Source organism: Pseudomonas sp. S37 (assembly GCF_016658545.1).
Taxonomy (GTDB): domain Bacteria; phylum Pseudomonadota; class Gammaproteobacteria; order Pseudomonadales; family Pseudomonadaceae; genus Aquipseudomonas.
The window spans coordinates 1-18065 of sequence record NZ_JACVZC010000059.1; the positions used below are offsets into that span (position 1 = coordinate 1).

At 65.4% G+C, this 18065-nt stretch carries 7 protein-coding genes; 6 read left to right on the forward strand and 1 reads right to left on the reverse strand.

Features of this window, described 5'->3' with window-relative positions:
- From IAE39_RS17805 to IAE39_RS17820, 4 genes are all read left to right on the forward strand, one after another.
- Positions 1–550, forward strand: a 550-nt coding sequence (locus IAE39_RS17805; protein ID WP_201204926.1) for a phosphopantetheine-binding protein, incomplete at its 5' end; no start/stop codon positions are given.
- A complete protein-coding gene (locus tag IAE39_RS17810; protein ID WP_201204928.1) occupies positions 547–12006 on the forward strand; it encodes a non-ribosomal peptide synthetase in 11460 nt (3819 codons plus the stop codon). The genes IAE39_RS17805 and IAE39_RS17810, both read left to right, overlap by 4 nt.
- Before the next feature lie 149 nt (positions 12007–12155).
- On the forward strand, positions 12156–13310 hold the full coding sequence (macA, locus tag IAE39_RS17815; protein WP_201204930.1) for a macrolide transporter subunit MacA: 1155 nt from the start codon (positions 12156–12158) through the stop codon (positions 13308–13310).
- Positions 13311–13318: 8 nt separating this feature from the next.
- Positions 13319–15316 carry a MacB family efflux pump subunit gene (locus IAE39_RS17820; RefSeq protein WP_442968452.1) on the forward strand — a complete coding sequence of 666 codons (1998 nt, stop codon included), beginning with the start codon at positions 13319–13321 and terminating at the stop codon, positions 15314–15316.
- A 124-nt stretch (positions 15317–15440) separates the two neighbouring features.
- Here IAE39_RS17820 and IAE39_RS17825 read toward each other — a convergent pair whose 3' ends face one another.
- Positions 15441–16073 (reverse strand): helix-turn-helix transcriptional regulator, encoded by a 633-nt coding sequence (locus IAE39_RS17825; RefSeq protein WP_201204934.1) that lies wholly within the window; start codon positions 16071–16073, stop codon positions 15441–15443.
- 220 nt (positions 16074–16293) lie between these two features.
- On the opposite strand from IAE39_RS17825, the gene hisN reads away from it, so the two are divergent.
- Positions 16294–17085: a histidinol-phosphatase gene (hisN, locus tag IAE39_RS17830; RefSeq protein ID WP_201204935.1), complete on the forward strand. Its 792-nt coding sequence runs from the start codon at positions 16294–16296 to the stop codon at positions 17083–17085.
- 225 nt (positions 17086–17310) lie between these two features.
- Positions 17311–18042 carry a hypothetical protein gene (locus IAE39_RS17835; RefSeq protein WP_201204937.1) on the forward strand — a complete coding sequence of 244 codons (732 nt, stop codon included), beginning with the start codon at positions 17311–17313 and terminating at the stop codon, positions 18040–18042.
- Positions 18043–18065 lie beyond the last annotated feature (23 nt).

Consider the following 18065-nt stretch of genomic DNA (forward strand, 5'->3'; position numbering starts at 1 on the left):
CCTCGGCCGCAACGACGACCAGGTCAAGCTGCGCGGCCTGCGCGTCGAACTGGGCGAGATCCAGGCCGGCCTCACCGCCATTGCCGGCATCAAAGAAGCGGTGGTGCTGGCCAAGGATCAACGCCTGATAGCCTATTACACCGGCGAGCCACAAACGGTGGACGCCTTGCGCACAGCGCTGCTTGCCCATTTGCCCGAGTTCATGGTCCCGGCGCAGTTCATGTACCTCGAGGCGCTGCCACTGAGCCCCAACGGCAAGCTTGACCGCAAGGCACTGCCAGCGCCCGGCGCAATCGAGGAACGCCCCTACGAAACCCCCGAAGGCGACACCGAAACCCTGCTGGCCGCCTTGTGGTGCGAACTGCTGGGCGTCGAGCGGGTAGGGCGCCATGACAACTTCTTTGAACTGGGTGGCCATTCGTTGCTGGCAGTAACCCTGACCTCACGGCTGCGCGAGCAAGGCCTGGAAGCCGACGTGCGTGCCCTGTTCGACCAACCGACCCTGGCCGGCTATGCAGCCATCACAGACAGAATGGAGATCGTCCTGTGAGCATCAACCAATTACTGGCAACACTGACCGCGCACAACGTGCAACTGGCCCTCAAGGATGGCCAGCTGGTGGTCCAGGGCAACCGCCAGGCGCTGACCGACACCGTCCTGGTGGCCCAACTGCGCGCACACAAACCCACGCTGGTGGGCATGATCGAACGCGGCGAGTACGTGGCGAGCAAACAGGGTGCCGTTGAGGTGCCGGGCAACCTGATCCCTGCGGGTTGCACGCAGATCACCCCGCAGATGCTCAACCTGGTGACGCTTGACCAGGCCAGCCTTGAGCGCATCGTCGATGAAATCCCCGGTGGCGCGGCCAACGTGCAGGACATCTACCCACTGGCACCGCTGCAACAAGGCATGCTGTTCCACCACGCCAGTGCTACCGACAACGACCCGTACGTGATGCAGGCGCGCTTCGTGTTTGCCAGCGAGGCGCGCCTGCAGGCGTTCGCCGATGCGCTGCGCGGGGTGATCGCCCGCCACGACATCCTGCGCACCTCGGTGCACTGGCAGGGGCTGGAAGCACCGGTGCAAGTGGTATGGCGCGAAGCCGAGCTGGCTGTACTGGCGCTGCCCGCCGATGCCCCGGGGCGCGACTGGCTCGACCTGACCCAGGCGCCGCTGATGCGCCTGCTGCGTGAAACACCGCAGGCCGACGGCACGCTCACCGCCACCTTGCAGTTCCACCATATAGCCATGGACCACAGCGCGCTGGACGTGGTGCGCCACGAGCTGATTGCCTTCCTCAGCGGTGAGCAGGCACAGCTGGGCGCCCCGGTGCCGTTTCGCAACTACGTGGCGCAAGCGGTGCTGGGTATCAGCGAAGCCGGGCACGAAGCGTTCTTCCGCGACATGCTCGGCGACATCGACGAAGCGACCTTGGCCTACGGGCTGCAGGACGTGCAGGGCGCTGGCGAGGCGCACAACGAGCACCAGCTCGACCTGCCTTTGGCGCTGTGCCAGGGTTTGCGCGCCCAGGCCCGCGCCCTGGGGGTGAGCGTCGCCAGCCTGTTCCACCTGGCCTGGGGCCGGGTGTTGGGCGGCCTGACCGGGCGCGAGCAGGTGGTATTCGGCACCGTGTTGATGGGCCGTCTGCTGGGCGCCGAAGCCACCGACCGGGCGCTGGGCATCTTCATCAACACCTTGCCGCTGCGCGTGGACCTGGACGGCGCCGACCTGGGCAGTGCCATCCGCGCTACCCACCAGCGCCTGAGCGCGCTGATGCGCCATGAGCATGCGCCGCTGGCACTGGCCCAGCGCTGCAGCGGTGTGGCCGCGCCGGCACCGCTGTTCAATGCCTTGCTCAACTACCGCCACAGCGCGCCGGGCGGTGCCGAACCACGTCGCGCCGCTTTGGCCGGTATTGATATCGTCGAATCGGCCGAGGCGACCAACTACCCGCTGACCTTGAGTGTGGACGACCTGGGCGAGGCGTTTCGCCTGACCCTGCTGGCCAGTGCGCAAGTGCCGGCCCAGCGCGTCTGCACCTACCTGCAGCAAACGCTGGAAAGCCTGTTGCAAACGCCTGAGGTTGCTGTGAATCAGCTGGCCATGCTTCCAGCCGCAGAACGTGAAGAACTGCTGGAGGGCTTCAACAGCAGCGCCGCCCGCTTTGAGCAGCACCTTACCCTGCATCAACGCATCGAGCAGCGGGCCGCCACTTGCCCTGACGCCATTGCCGCCACCTGTGGCGGCGCGCAATTGCGCTATGCCGACCTGAACCGCCGGGCCAACGCCTTGGCCCACCACCTGATCGGCCTGGGCGTGCGGCCAGACGACCGGGTGGCCGTGGTGGCCCGGCGTGGGCTGGATACACTGGTGGGCCTGCTGGCTGTACTCAAGGCCGGCGCTGGCTATGTGCCGGTCGACCCGGCGCACCCCGACGAGCGCGTGCGCTACCTGCTTGAAGACAGCGGCCCGCGGGTGGTGCTGACGCAACAGGCGCTGCACGACCGCCTGGGTCATTCAAGCGTGCCCGCGCTGTTGCTCGACCAGCCAGACTGGCCGGCGGCAGAAGGCAACCCGGTTGTGCCGGGGCTTACCGCCAACCACCTGGCCTATGTGATCTACACCTCCGGCTCGACCGGCCAGCCCAAGGGCGTGATGGTCGAGCACATTACCGTCAACAACCTGGTCGACTGGCACTGCCGCGCCTTCGACCTGTGCCCCGGTCGGCATACCTCCAGCCTGGCCGGTTTTGGCTTCGACGCCATGGCCTGGGAAGTGTGGCCAGCGTTGTGCGCCGGGGCCACGCTGCACCTGGCGCCATCGGCCGAGGGCCACGACGACCTCGACGCCATGCTCGCCTGGTGGCAGGCACAGCCGCTGGACGTAAGCTTCCTGCCCACGCCGGTGGCTGAATATGCGTTCAATCACCAGCTGGAACACCCGACCCTGCGCACCCTGCTGATCGGTGGCGACCGCCTGCGCCAGTTCAACCGCACCCAGCGCTTTGCCGTGGTGAACAACTACGGGCCGACCGAAACCACTGTGGTGGCCAGCTCCGGGCAGGTGCTGGCGGGTAGCGTGCTGCATATAGGCAAACCGGTGGACAATGCACGGTTGTACGTACTTGACGCGCAGCTGCAACCGCTGCCACTGGGCGTCCCCGGTGAGTTGTACATCGGCGGTGCCGGGGTTGCCCGTGGCTACCTGAACCGCCCGCAACTGACGGCCGAACGCTTTATCGACGACCCGTTCGTGGCGGCCGGGCGCATGTACCGTACCGGCGACCTGGTGCGCTGGCTGGCGGACGGTACGCTCGACTACCTGGGCCGTAACGATGACCAGGTGAAAATCCGCGGTGTACGTATCGAGCTGGGCGAAATCGAGAGCCGCCTGGCGACCTTGGCCGGTATCGACGAAGCTGTGGTGATCGCCCGGGAGGACCAGCCCGGCCAGCCGCAGCTGGTGGCCTACTTCACGGCCAGGGCCGAGGTGCAGCCGCTTACCCCTGAAGGCTTGCGCGCGCAACTGCAGGCGCATTTGCCGGAATACATGGTGCCGGTAGCCTTCGTCGAGCTGCCAGCGCTGCCGCTCACCGCCAATGGCAAGCTCGACCGCCGGGCGCTGCCGCGCCCTGGGCGTGCTGCGCTGTTCGAGCAGGCCTACGAGGCACCCGAGGGCGAGCTGGAACACGCCCTTGCGCAGCTGTGGGCGGAACTGCTGCAGGTCGAGCGGGTAAGGCGCAATGACCACTTTTTCAGCCTGGGTGGCCATTCCCTGCTGGCCATGCGCATGGTTTCGCAGGTGCGCCTGCGCCTGGGCGTTGAGCTGAGCCTGGCAGCGCTGTTCGCCAACCCCCAGCTCGCAGCCGTTGCCGACGTACTGGCCACTGCCGGGCGCAGCACGCTGCCCGCGATCTTGCCGTTAGCGCACGAGCAGGCATTGCCAATGTCGTTCGCCCAGCAGCGGCTGTGGTTCCTGGCGCAGATGGAAGGCGGTAACCAGGCCTACAATGTGCCGTTGGCCCTGGGCCTGCGCGGCCCGCTGGATGCCGATGCGCTGGAAGGCGCGCTGCTGCGCATCATCGAGCGCCACCAGACCTTGCGCAGCCGCTTCATCCCGCGTGATGACAGCGCCGAGGTGGTGATTGCCGCCACCCCGGGCGCAGGCTGGTTCCACTGCGAAGACCTTGCCGCCGAGGCCTTGCCGGGGCGCCTGCGCCAAGTGGCCGCGGCACCGTTCGACCTGGCCCATGGGCCGCTGTTGCGGGCCCACCTGCTGCGGCTGGGCACGCAACAGCATGTGCTGGCCCTGACCGTTCACCATATCGTCGCCGACGGCTGGTCGCTGGGTGTGCTGACCCACGAGCTGAGCGCCCAATACGCTGCCTTGTGCAACGGCAGCGCTGACCCATTGCCGGCGCTGGCCATTCAGTACGGCGATTACGCCGTCTGGCAGCGTCGCTGGCTGGCCGGTGACCAGTTGCAACGCCAGGCTGCTTACTGGCAGCAGATGCTGGAGGGTGCGCCGGAGCTGCTCAAGCTGCCTGCAGACCGGCCACGCCCGGAGCGCCAGGACTTTGCCGGTGCCAGCCTGGCGCTGCAGCTTGAACCGCGCCTGACTGCGGCACTGCGGACCTTGGCCCAGCGCCACGGCGTAACGCTGTACATGACCGTGCTCGGCGCCTGGGCGGCTTTGCTCGGGCGCCTTGCAGGCCAGCCCGAGGTGGTGGTCGGTTGCCCGGTGGCGGGGCGCGGCCGGGCCGAACTGGAGCCCCTGGCCGGGCTGTTCGTCAACACCCTGGCCATGCGCATCGACAGCAGCGCGGCGCCGACCGCCCAAGCCCTGCTGCTGCAGGTGCGCAGCCGAGTGCTGGAAGCCCAGGCCCACCAGGACCTGCCGTTCGAGCAAGTGGTGGAAATGCTCCGCCCCACACGCAGCCTTGGGCATACACCGCTGTTCCAGACCACCCTGAACTGGCAGGCCACCGAAGGGGCGGCGTTGCACTTGCAGGGCCTGCAACTGGAGGCCGTGGCCCAGGCCGCGACCGTGGCCAAGTTCGACCTCACGCTGAACCTGGGCGAACGTGGCGACACCCTGGTCGGCAGCCTCGACTACGCCACGGCGCTGTTCGACGCCGCCACCGTGCAACGTTACCTGGGTTATTTCGAACGCCTGCTGTGGGCCATGGCTGATGACGACCAGCAGGTGCTGGCGCAGGTGGCGCTGGTCAGCGCAGCGGAACGCCAAGCCTTGCTGCACACCTGCAACGCCACCCGGTACCCGTATCCGCGAGACGTGGCCGTGCACCGCCTGTTCGAGCAGCGCGTCGCCCGCCACCCGCTGGCCCTGGCTGCGGTGCATGGCGAGCAGGCGCTGAGCTATGGCGAGCTGAACGAGCGGGCCAACCGCCTGGCCCATTACCTGATCGCCAGTGGTGTAGGGCCGGGGGCCTGCGTGGCCATGCTGCTGCCGCGCTCGCTGTCGCTGCTGGTGGCGCAACTGGCCGTGCTGAAATGCGCCGCTGTCTACGTGCCGCTGGACATCCACGCCCCGGCCGAGCGCCAGGCGTTCATGGTCGAGGACTGCCAGGCGGCCTTGCTGCTGACGTTTGCCGGGCTGGCAGCTGACCTGCCGCTGCAGCGCATCGACCTCGACGGCCTTGCCCTCGACCAGCAACCCGGGCACAACCCCGCATTGCGGCAGGATGCCGCCAGCGCAGCCTATGTGATGTACACCTCCGGCACCACCGGTCAGCCCAAGGGCGTTTGCGTGCCGCACCGGGGGATCGCGCGCCTGGTATTGAACAATGGCTATGCCGAACTGCTGGACAGCGACCGCGTCGGCTTTGTCTCCAACCCGGCATTCGATGCCAGCACATTTGAAACCTGGGGCGCACTGCTCAATGGTGGCCAGGTGCGGATAATCGACCACGCCACGCTGATCGATCCACCCGCTTTTGCAGCGGCACTGGTGCAGCAGGGGATCAGCGTGCTGTTCCTGACCACCGCGCTGTTCAACCAGTACGTGCAACTGATCCCCGCCGCGCTGGGCGGGCTGCGCGTGCTGATCAGCGGTGGCGAGCGTGCCGAGCCGGCGGCGTTCCGGGCCTTGCTGCAACAGGCGCCGGGCTTGCGTTTGCTGAATGGCTACGGGCCGACCGAAACCACCACCTTCGCGGTAACCTGTGAGGTGCGCGAGCTGGCCGCAGACGCCGCCCAGGTACCAATCGGCCGCCCCATCGGTAATACCCGGGTGTATGTGCTGGATGCCTGGCAGCAGCTGGTGCCGCAGGGTGTGGTCGGTGAGCTGTACATTGGCGGTGACGGTGTCGCCCTGGGCTACCTGAACCGCCCGGCGCTGACTGCCCAGCGCTTTATCGACGACCCCTTCAGCCCACAGCCCGGCGCCCGCCTGTACCGCACCGGCGACCTGGTGCGTTGGCGTGCAGATGGCCAGCTGGAGTGCCTGGGGCGCAATGACGATCAGGTGAAGATCCGCGGCTTCCGCATTGAACTGGGCGAGATCGAGCAGCAGCTGGCCCAGGCGCCGGGCATCGGCGAAGTGCTGGTGATGGCGGTGGCCGATGAACAAGGGCCACTGCGCCTGGTGGCCTGGTACACCCGCCAGGACGCAACGCTGGATGCACTGGCGTTGCGTGGTTATCTGCGCGGCCGTTTGCCGGAGTACATGGTGCCCTCGGCGTTTGTCGCGGTGGCGCGCATGCCGCTGAACAATAACGGCAAGGTCGATCGCCAGGCCTTGCCTGCGCCGGGCCCGCAGGACTTCGCGGTGGCGGCATTCGAGGCCCCCGAAGGCGAGCGCGAGCAGGCCCTGGCAGCGCTGTGGGCCGAGCTGCTGGACGTGCAGCCGATCGGCCGTAACGACCGCTTCTTCGAGCTGGGCGGCCATTCGTTGCTGGCCATGCGCATGCTCGCCGAGGTACGGCAACGCCTGGGCCATGAGCTGGCCCTGGCCGACCTGTTCGCCGACGACTCGCTGGCCGCAGTCGCCGCGTGCCTGGTGCGTGAGGGCCAGGCGCTGCCAGCCATCACGCCGATGCCACGCGAAGGCCTGCTGCCGCTGTCGTTCGCCCAGCAACGCCTGTGGTTCCTGGCCCAGTTGCAGGAGGCCAGCGCGGCCTATCACATCCCCATCGCCTTGCGCCTGCAAGGCCCGCTGCAACCGGCGGCGCTGGAACAGGCTCTGCGCCGGTTGATCGAACGGCACGAAAGCCTGCGCAGCCACTTTGCCGAGCGGGATGGCGAAGCGCAGGTACGCCTGGCAAGCGACAGCAGCGGCCTGCGCCTGGCTTGGCAGGATCACCCAGGGCTCGACCAACCGGCCCTTGAAGCGTTGCTGCGCGAAGAAGCCGGCCAGGCCTTTGCACTGGCCCACGACCTGCCGATACGTGGGCGGGTGCTGCGCCTGGCTCAGGACCACCACGTGCTGATGCTGACCTTGCACCATCTGGTTGCCGATGGCTGGTCGCTGGGCGTGCTGATCAGGGAGCTGGGCGAACTCTACCAGGCCTTCAGCACTGGCCAGGCTGACCCGCTGCCCGCGTTGCCGGTGCAATACCTTGACTATGCCCTGTGGCAACGCCGTTGGTTGAGCGGTGCTGCCTTGCAGCAGCAGGCGGATTACTGGGTCGCGCAACTTGATGGTGCGCCGGCGCTGATCAGCCTGCCCTGGGACCGGCCACGGCCGGAGCGCCAACAGTACGCCGGCGACAGTGTCGAGCTGTGCCTGGACCCGCGCCTTGGCGGCGAATTGAAAGCGCTGTGCCGCCAGCATGGCGTTACCCCGTACATGCTGTTCATGGCCGCCTGGGCCGTATTGCTGGCCCGCCTGGCCGGCCAGGACGAAGTGGTGATCGGCACGCCGGTCGCCAACCGCCAGCAGGCCGAGGTGGATGGGCTGATCGGCATGTTCGTCAACTCGCTGGCATTGCGCGTGGATGTATCCGGCGCACCGGATGTCGCCACGTTGCTGGCTCGGGTCAAGGCGGTGGTGCTGGCGGGCCAGGCGCACCAGGAGCTGCCGTTCGAGCAGGTGGTCGAGCTGTTGCGGCCACGGCGCAGCCTGGCGCATACCCCGCTGTACCAGGTGTCGCTGGACTGGGATGCCAACCCTGGGCGCCAGGCGCTGCAGTTGGCGGACCTGGCAGTGACGGCACTGGGCGGCGCGGCCAACATCGCCAAGTTCGACCTGAGCCTGAGCCTGGGTGAGCGCGGCGACAGTTTTGCCGGCGGCATCGTTTACGCCACCGCCCTGTTCGACCGGGCGACCATCGAGCGCTATGCCGGTTACTTCGAGCAAGTGCTATGGGCGTTCGCCGCCGGTGACCGGGCCATACCGGCCCATACCGGGCTACCCGATGCGGATGAGCGCAAGCGCTTGCTGCTGGAATTCAACGACACGGCGGTTGAGTACGACCTTGGGCAGACACTGCACGGCATGATCGAGGCGCAGGTAGTGCGCACGCCGGATGCCGTGGCGGTGCGGGCCGAGGAGGGTGAGCTGACGTACGGACAGCTCAATGAACAGGCCAACCGACTGGCGCATCATTTGATCGGGCTTGGGGTTGAACCGGATGACCGGGTGGCGATCTGCGTCGAGCGTGGGCTGTCGATGGTGATGGGCTTGCTGGCCATTCTCAAGGCTGGTGGCGCCTATGTGCCGGTCGACCCGGATTACCCGGCTGAGCGTGTGCGGCACATGTTGAGTGACAGTGCGCCGGTGGCGGTATTGGTGCATGGGGCGACCCGGCATGTGCCGGAAGCCGGCCATATCATTGATCTGGACCAGTCGGTCTGGGGTGATTTGCCTGCCAGCAATCCGGTGGTGGCGGGGCTGACCCCGCGTCACCTGGCGTACGTGATCTATACCTCGGGTTCTACCGGTTTGCCCAAAGGCGTGATGAACGAGCATGCCGGGGTGGTCAACCGGCTGTTGTGGATGCAGGACACCTACGGCCTTGGTGCCGATGACGTGGTGCTGCAGAAGACTCCTTTCAGCTTTGACGTATCGGTGTGGGAATTCCTCTGGCCGTTGCAGACCGGCGCACGGCTGGTCATGGCCCGCCCTGGCGGGCACCGTGACCCCGAGTACCTGCGCGAGGTGATTGCTCGCGAAAACATCACCACCCTGCATTTCGTCCCCTCGATGCTGGATGTGTTCCTCTCCTCTGGCCCCACCGCGATCCCTGTGGGCCCTGTGGGCCCTGTGGACACTGCGGACACTGTGGGAGCGGGTTCACCCGCGAACACCGGCGAAGCCGGTGCCATACACGGTGTTGAATTCTTCGCGGGTGAACCCGCTCCCACAGGGACGGCGTATACCCCGGAAAATGTACCGTTTACGAAAATGGTGCGCGTGATCTGCTCGGGCGAGGCTTTGCCGGGGAGCTTGGTGCGGCGTTTCCATGCCCAACTTCCAACCGTCGAACTGCACAACCTCTACGGCCCCACCGAAGCCGCCATCGACGTCAGCGCCTGGCACTGCCTCACCGCCCCCGACAACACCCCGATCGGCAAACCCATCGCCAACACCACCCTGTACATCCTCGACGACCAGGGCCAACCCGTCCCACAAGGCGTCGCCGGCGAGCTGTACATCGGCGGCGTCCAGGTCGCCCGCGGCTACCTCAACCGCGCCGAACTCACCGCCGAGCGCTTCCTCGACGACCCGTTCTCCCCCGGCGCACGCCTGTACCGCACCGGCGACCTCGCCCGCCACTTGGCCGACGGCAACATCGAATACCTCGGCCGCAACGACGACCAGGTCAAGCTTCACGGCCTGCGCATCGAGCTGGGCGAAATCCAGGCTTGCCTGACCGGCATAGAGGGCGTCAAGGAGGCGGTGGTGATCGCACGTGAGCAACAATTGCTCGCTTACTACACCGGCCAGCAGCAAACACCGGAGGTACTGCGTGCAGCGTTGCTCAGCCGCTTGCCGGCGTTCATGGTGCCGGCGCAGTTCATGCACCTGCAGGCGTTGCCGCTAAGCCCCAACGGCAAGCTCGACCGCAAGGCCCTGCCGCAGCCTGATACAGCTCAGGGCCGCGTGTACCAGGCCCCCGAAGGTGAAATCGAGCGCATGTTGGCCACAATCTGGGCCGAATTACTGGAGGTGCAGCCGGTGGGCCGCCACGACAACTTCTTCGAGCTCGGCGGCCACTCCCTGGCAGCCATTCGCCTGGTCGACAGGCTCAACAAAGCTGGCTTGCGCGCGGCCATCAATGATGTGTTCCAGCAGCCCAGCGTGGCATTGCTGGCAGCCCGGCTAAGTGACAACGTAAATCAGAGCGATGCAGTGATCACCGTACGCCCGGGGGCGGCACAGACGCCGCTGTTCCTGGTGCACGAATTCACCGGGCTGGATTTCTACTTCCCGGTCCTGGGCCAGCAACTGGGCGGCGAGTTTGCCATCTACGGCTTGCCCGGCGTGCCTGCGGGGCAGCCGCAGCCGCGCACCATGGAATGTTTGGCGCGCTACCAGATCGAGCAGATGCGCAAGGTACAGCCGCACGGGCCGTACCGCCTGGCAGGCTGGTCGTTTGGCGGGATAGTGGCGTTCGAAATGGCCAACCAGTTGCTGGGTGCGGATGAGGCGGTCGAATTCCTTGGGCTGATCGACAGTTATGTGCCGCGCCTGGCTGACCAGGGCAAGGCGCGCTGGTCGGGGCCCCATGCGCTGGAGAGGCAGTTGTTGCTCAACTGCACCACGTTCTGGCAGACGCAGGGCGCGGCAGCTGCCGAGAAACTTGCGCACTTGCAGCGCCTGGAAGCCGTGCAGGCGGACTTTGCCGGTTTGCTGGCCAGCTGCCGCGAGCATGGGCTGCTTTACGGCCTGTGGGCGAGCATGAGCGATGCGCAGCTGCTGCATTACTTCAGCCGCGAGCTGGCCCACGGCCATGCCCTGGCGCATTACCACCTGGCCCCCCTGAACATGCCGGTGCACCTGTTCCGCGCCGAGCAGGGCAGCGACAGCCTGCCCACGCTGGGTTGGCGCGAGGCGCTGCCGACCCAGCCGCTGTTGATCCTGGGTGTGCCAGGGGACCACCGCAGCCTGATGCAGGCGCCTCACGTCACAACCGTGGCGCAGGCGTTGACCCAGGCGCTTGCCAGCTGCCCGGTCCCGGCATCGCCGAGCTATAGCGCACAGGTTGCCATCCAGACCGGGCAGCCCGGCCATGCGCCGCTGTTCTGCGTGCCGGGGGCCGGTGACAGCGTGACCAGCTTTATTGGCCTGGCCGAAGCCCTGGGGCCGGCTTGGCCCTTGTACGGTTTGCAGGCCCGCGGCCTGGACGGCAGCGCCGTGCCGCACAGCTCGGTGGAAGCTGCAGCCGACTGCCATGTGCAAGCCATCGAAGCGCTATACCCGCATGGCCCGTTGAACCTTGTCGGGCACTCGTTCGGCGGCTGGGTCGCGCATGCCATTGCCGCCAGGTTCGAGGCCAAGGGCCGGCCGGTGCGCTCGTTGACCCTGGTTGACAGCGAGGCGCCGGGCACAGGCGGCAGCTGTGGCCAGCCGTACACCTTCGGCGAGGCCTTGCAGCGGTTGATCGATGCCCTGCAACTGTCTACCGGCAAGGCCTTGGGTATCGATAGTGCGGCTTTTGCCCTGGCTACCGATGACGAGCAGTTGCAGCAGTTGCATGCCGGCATGGTGCGCAACGGGCTGTTGCCTGCGCGCTCCACCCCACGGGTGCTGGATGGCACGGTGCGCACCTTTGCCAGCGCACTGCGCACGGTGTATCAGCCGCAGCTGACGTATACCGGGCCGGTGGGCCTGGTACTGGTGGATGACCCGGGCCTGGATGCCCTGGGCAATGCCCGCGAACACGCGGCGATGCAGGAGGGCTGGCAGCAGTTGATGCCGCAACTGGCGCTGTGGCAGGGGCCGGGGGACCACTTCAGCATCTTGAAAATGCCGGACGTGTTCAGCCTGGCGGCCTGGTGGCATGACGGCCAGGCACTGCAGCACGGCAAGGTTACCCAATAACCATGGCAGCTCCCACTCAACCCTGTGGGAGCGGGTTTACCCGCGAATGCGATGTTGGCTGTACCGACGCATTCGCGGGTGAACCCGCTCCCACAAGGAAAGGTGTGCGCTGCCTGGGTTGAGCGAAATCCTTAAGAAAGTGAGTGTTCATGGACAAGTCCAGATTCCGCAAATACAGCCTCGGCCTCGCCGTGGCGCTGGTCGCCGGCATCAGCCTGTACGCCATCCAGGCACCGGCTAAGCCACCGCAATACATCATCGCCACGGTCGAACGTGGCGACATCGAAAACGCCGTGCTGGCCAGCGGCATGCTCGAAGGTATCAAGCAGGTGGATGTCGGCGCCCAGGTGTCGGGCCAGCTGAAGTCGCTCAAGGTCAAGCTGGGCGACAAGGTCAGCCAGGGCCAGTGGCTGGCCGAGATCGACCCGCTGGTGCTGCGCAATACCTTGCGCCAGGCAGAGGTCGACGAAGATAAACTGCAGGCCGAGCGGCGTTCGACCCTGGCCCAGCTCAAGCAGGCCCGGCGTGTTTACGAGCGCTACCGCGAGTTGCAGGCCGATGAATCAGTATCGCGCCAGGACTTCGAAAACGCCGAGTCCGAGTACGAGGTGCAACAGGCCGCCGTGCGCTCGCTGGATGCGCAGATCCAGAGCGCACGGGTAGAAATCGATACCGCCAGGGTCAACCTCGGCTACACCCGCATCAATGCACCGATCACCGGCCATGTGGTAGGCATCGTCACCCAGGAAGGGCAGACCGTGATCGCCAACCAGCTGGCCCCGGTGCTGCTGAAACTGGCCGACCTCGACACCATGACGGTTAAGGCACAGGTGTCGGAAGCTGATGTGATCCACATCACCCCTGGCCAGGAGGTGTATTTCACCATCCTTGGCGAAGACAAACGTTACTACGCCAAGCTGCGCGGTACCGAGCCGGCCCCGCAGAACTACGCGCAAAGCAGCGACAAGAACGAAGGCAGCAGCAAACCCAGTGGTGCGGTGTTCTACAACGCCTTGTTCGAAGTACCAAACCCCGACCACCGCCTGCGTATTTCGATGACCGCGCAGGTGCATATCGTGCTCGACACCGCCCAGGCCGTGCTCACCGTGCCGGTGGCGGCGCTGGGGGCGCGCAACACCGATGGCAGCTTCCCGGTACGGGTGCTGGACGCCAAGGGCTTTGCCCAGGTGCGCAACGTGCAGGCGGGCATCAACAACAACGTCAAGGTGCAGATCAAGGACGGCCTGGCCGAAGGTGACCGGGTGGTGATTGGTGAGCCGGTATCTGGCGAAACAGGGGCGTGAGCATGAACATGAATGTGCAGCCGACCGCTGACATGGCGGTGGCCAGCGGCAGTGCCGAGCCCTTGTTGCGCTTGCAGGGGGTAACGCGCAGCTTCCAGGCGGGCGACCGTGAGTTCCTGGCATTGAAAGGCATCGACTTGCAGATCCACAGCGGCGAACTGGTAGCGATTATCGGCGCCTCCGGTTCGGGCAAGTCGACCCTGATGAACATCCTGGGTTGCCTGGACAATGCCAGCAGCGGCAGCTACCAGGTGGGCGGGCAGGAAACCCGCGAACTGGATGACGATGCCCTGGCGGCGCTGCGCCGCGACCACTTCGGTTTCATCTTCCAGCGCTACCACCTGCTGCCGCACCTGGATGCACTGCACAACGTCGAGATCCCGGCGGTGTACGCCGGCACGCCGCAGGGCCAGCGCCACGCCCGGGCGCGCGAACTGCTGACGCGCCTGGGCCTGCACAGCCACCTGGAGCACCGCCCCAGCCAGTTATCCGGTGGCCAGCAGCAGCGCGTGAGTATCTGCCGGGCATTGATGAACGGCGGCCAGGTGATCCTTGCCGATGAACCGACCGGCGCCCTCGACACCGCCAGTGGCAAGGAGGTGATGAACATCCTGCTGGAGCTGCATGCCGCCGGGCACACGGTCATCCTGGTGACCCACGACCCCAAGGTAGCGGCCCATGCCGAGCGCATCATCGAGGTCAGCGACGGGCAGATTGTCAACGATCGGCGCAACGCGCCATCTGCCCTCAGCGCAAACGAGCCGCAAGCAGCGCCGCCGGTCCCGGCTACGCGGCGCCTGCTGGTGAGCCTGGGCATGTTCCGTGAAGCGTTCAAGATGGCCTGGATCGCGCTGATATCGCACCGCATGCGGACCTTGCTGACCATGCTCGGGATTGTCATCGGCATTACCTCGGTGGTGTCCATCTCGGCGATTGGCGAAGGCGCGAAGGGCTACGTGCTCAAGGACATCCAGGCCATTGGCAGCAACACCATCGACATCTACTCGGGCAGCAACTTCGGTGACAGCCGGGCCAAGACCATCGAGACCCTGGTGCCGGCTGATGTCGCTGCACTGAACGAGCTGTACTACGTCGACAGCGCCACCCCGGTGATCGGCCAGAGCACGCTGGTGCGTTACCGCAACCTGGACGTGGACGTGCAGCTGAACGGCGTCAGCGAGCATTACTTTCAGGTCCGCAACATCCCGTTGGCCGCCGGCATCGTGTTCAGCGCCGACGACGCCAGGCGCCAGGCTCAGGTGGTGGTGATCGACCACAACACGCGCAAGCGCCTGTTCGGGCCGAGCATCGACCCACTGGGGCAGGTGATCCTGGTCGGTAACCTGCCGTGCACGGTGATTGGCGTGACCGCCGAGAACAAGAACCTGTTCGTCGCCAGCAACCAGCTGAACATCTGGGTGCCTTATGAAACCGCTGCCGGTCGGGTACTGGGGCAGCGACACCTGGACAGCATCAGCGTGCGCATCAAGGACGGCGTACCCAGCAAGCGGGTAGAAGAAGAGGTGACCCGGGTAATGTTGCAACGGCACGGCACCAAGGACTTCTTCACCAATAACCTGGACAGCATCATGCAGACCGTACAGAAGACCAGCCGCTCGCTGACCCTGCTGTTGTCGCTGATTGCGGTGATTTCGCTGGTGGTGGGGGGCATCGGAGTGATGAATATCATGCTGGTGTCGGTGACCGAGCGCACCCGCGAGATCGGCATTCGCATGGCGGTGGGGGCGCGGCAATCGGACATTCGCCAGCAGTTTCTGGTGGAGGCGGTGATGGTCTGCCTGTTTGGTGGGCTGGTGGGGATAGGCTTGTCGTATGGGGTAGGGTATTTGTTCGAGTTGTTCGTCAAACAGTGGGAGATGGTGTTTTCGCCGGCCTCGATCGTGATGGCGTTTGCCTGCTCGACGTTGATTGGCGTGGTGTTCGGGTTTGTGCCGGCACGTAATGCGGCGCGGCTGGACCCGATTGAAGCGTTGGCCCGGGATTGAGGGCGCCTGTGCTGGCCTCTTCGCGGGTAAACCCGCTCCCACAGGATTTCCACGATTCTGAAACCTGTGTAATCCCTGTGGGAGCGGGTTCACCCGCGAAGAGGCCAGCACAAGAAAACGCTATTCAACCCTCGGCATACATCCAGCGCATCAACGAATGCCGCCCACTGATCCCCAGCTTGATCGCCGCCCGGCGCAAATAGCTTTCCACGGTATTCACCTTCAGCGCCAAGCGCTCGGCCTGCTCCGGCGCCGTATGCCCGGCCAGCAACCCCAGGCACACCTGGCGCTCGCGCTCGGAAAGCTTCAGCCCCGACTGCGCCAGCCGATCGACAAAGCGCTGCTCGAGGTTCTCCCGGGTATGCCGTTCGGGGCCAGGTTGCAGCGCATCGATGTGCTTCTCCAGCATCGGCAGCAACAACGGTGAAATGGCATCCAGGTGGTTACGCTCGAAAGCCGAAAAACCATAGGTGGAGTCGGCCCGAATCACCTGTATTTCCATGCGTGCGTTGCCTTTGCGGCAGATTCGGTGCAGGCGCGAAGGGTCGTTGAAGTCGCCTTCCGGCTGCTCATCCGAAGTAAACACCGTTTCGTCCAGCAGCGACGATTCAAAGGGCTGGCCTGGCAACTGGCGAATCTGCGTGGCGTCGATGGACAGGTGGGCCTTGATCAGGTCGTGGAGCATGCGGGGGAACTGACGGCTGCCGGTGCTGGCAATCACTTTGCCAATCTGCGGGTAAAGCTGGTTCGAATTCATCGTATCGTCCATGAGGCCAATAATGGTTATCCCGCCGCGTGTTGCGCGGCCGCATCCTCGGCGTGCGACGGGAAGTGCTTGGTATCCTAGTACAACGAATGAGTGACGGTTAAATGAAGTGCGGATAATGGCATTGTAGTGGCACTTTGCGCCGACGGCTGGCGCCGTGTGGGTTGTGGGGTATGATGCCGACCCCATCTTTGTCACGAGGCTTGCCCCAATGTCCCTGAGTGCTGAACAGATTGGCGAGTTTCGCGCCTTCGCCGAGCAATTGGCCGATGCTGCCGCTGTGGCGATCAAGCCGTATTTCCGCGCCAGCCTGGATGTCGAGGACAAGGGCGGGCGCCTGTACGACCCGGTGACCGTGGCCGACAAGGCTGCCGAGGATGCCATGCGAGAGCTGATCCAGGCGCGTTACCCTGCGCACGGCATTCTTGGCGAAGAAGCCGGCGTGGCAGTGGGCAGCAGCCCGCTGACCTGGGTACTCGACCCGATCGACGGCACCCGCGCCTTCATCACCGGCCTGCCACTGTGGGGCACCTTGATCGCCCTGAACGATGGCACGCGCCCGGTGGTGGGGGTGATGAACCAGCCATTCACCGGCGAGCGCTTTGTCGGCACCCCGGAAGGCGCCTGGCGCAGCGGTACGCCGTTGCAGACCCGCGCCTGCGCCGACCTGGCCTCGGCCACACTGATGTGTACCACCCCGGACATGTTCGACACGGTCGAGCGCAAGGCGGCGTTCGAGGCAGTGGCCGGCAAGGCGCGTTTGATGCGTTACGGTGGTGATTGCTACGCGTACTGCATGCTGGCTTCGGGCTTTGTCGACGTGATCGTCGAGGCGAGCTTGCAACCGTATGATGTACAGGCGCTGATGCCGATCATCGAAGGGGCGGGTGGCGTGATTACCGCCTGGGATGGCAGCAGTGCGCAGCATGGCGGGTGTGTGGTGGCCTGTGGTGACCCGGCGCTGCATGCGCAGGTGGTGGAGATGTTGCGGCACGCCATGTGATTGATGTGTCGCCTGTAAGGGCCCTTTCGCGGGTGAACCCGCTCCCACAGGGATTGCACAGTTTTCAGAATTTGTGGTGATCCTGTGGGAGCGGGTTTACCCGCGAAGAGGCCCACACAGGTATCCATAATCTCCAATCACCGCACTTTTTCCCATTTCTGGGCTCTATGCTTGGCCAGGCTGCTCTGATCCCCAGTGCAGCCGCCGAATATCGACCCGGTGCCGATGGTTGCAAGCTACCCCCATTTCCTCTCCCGCCTGCTGCTGGCAGGCGCCCTCACATGCCTGTGCGCCTGCACCCAGGAGCAGGGCCGCGACATGCTCGACCAGTTCGGCAACGGCAAGCCCAGCGAACTGTTCCAGACCAGCGTCGACCGCCTGGCCACGCTGTCGATGCGTGACAACCTGCAAAGCCTGTACCTGCTGATGAACAAGCTGTACCTGCGCAACCCCAACCAGTGGAAGATGTCCGGCTATGTGGATGCCGCCACTGCCGAGCGGCAGATCCGCATGGCCATCGAACAGCGCCAACCGTTGCCGCAACTGGGCAACCGCCGCGACCTGGCGGCATTGAGCTACGCCTTGAGCCCGGAGTTTCGCGGTGACCGCGTTGGCGCATTCATCTACGCCATCGGCAGCATGCTGATCACCGCCCATGGCGGGCGCACCGAGTTCTACATGACCGATACCCTCGACCCGCTGTTCATCAACAACGCCGCGCGCAATATCGAGAAGGCCACCTGGATGTTGAGCCAGCGGCAGGATGCCAATGGGGTTTTGCTGCTGTTTTCCAACGAAATCTCGGAGGAGGGCAGCAACCTGAGTTTTGCCGTGGAGTTTGGCAAAATCGTGGCGCGGCTGGATTTGCTGGCCGAGTTGCTGGATGAGCGGTATCGGCGGATCGGGCTCAACTATGCCCAGAGTCTGTTGCTGATGAATTTCCTGCCTGTGCAGTGACAGTGGCAGCTGCGCTAGCGCAT

What these genes read in the sequence shown, in the direction of transcription:
- macA (WP_201204930.1), top strand. Translation starts at nt 12,156, where the DNA reads ATGGACAAGTCCAGATTCCGCAAATACAGCCTCGGCCTCGCCGTGGCG.
- IAE39_RS17820 (WP_442968452.1), top strand. Translation starts at nt 13,319, where the DNA reads ATGAATGTGCAGCCGACCGCTGACATGGCGGTGGCCAGCGGCAGTGCC.
- IAE39_RS17825 (WP_201204934.1), bottom strand. Translation starts at nt 16,073, where the DNA reads ATGAATTCGAACCAGCTTTACCCGCAGATTGGCAAAGTGATTGCCAGC.
- hisN (WP_201204935.1), top strand. Translation starts at nt 16,294, where the DNA reads ATGTCCCTGAGTGCTGAACAGATTGGCGAGTTTCGCGCCTTCGCCGAG.
- IAE39_RS17835 (WP_201204937.1), top strand. Translation starts at nt 17,311, where the DNA reads ATGGTTGCAAGCTACCCCCATTTCCTCTCCCGCCTGCTGCTGGCAGGC.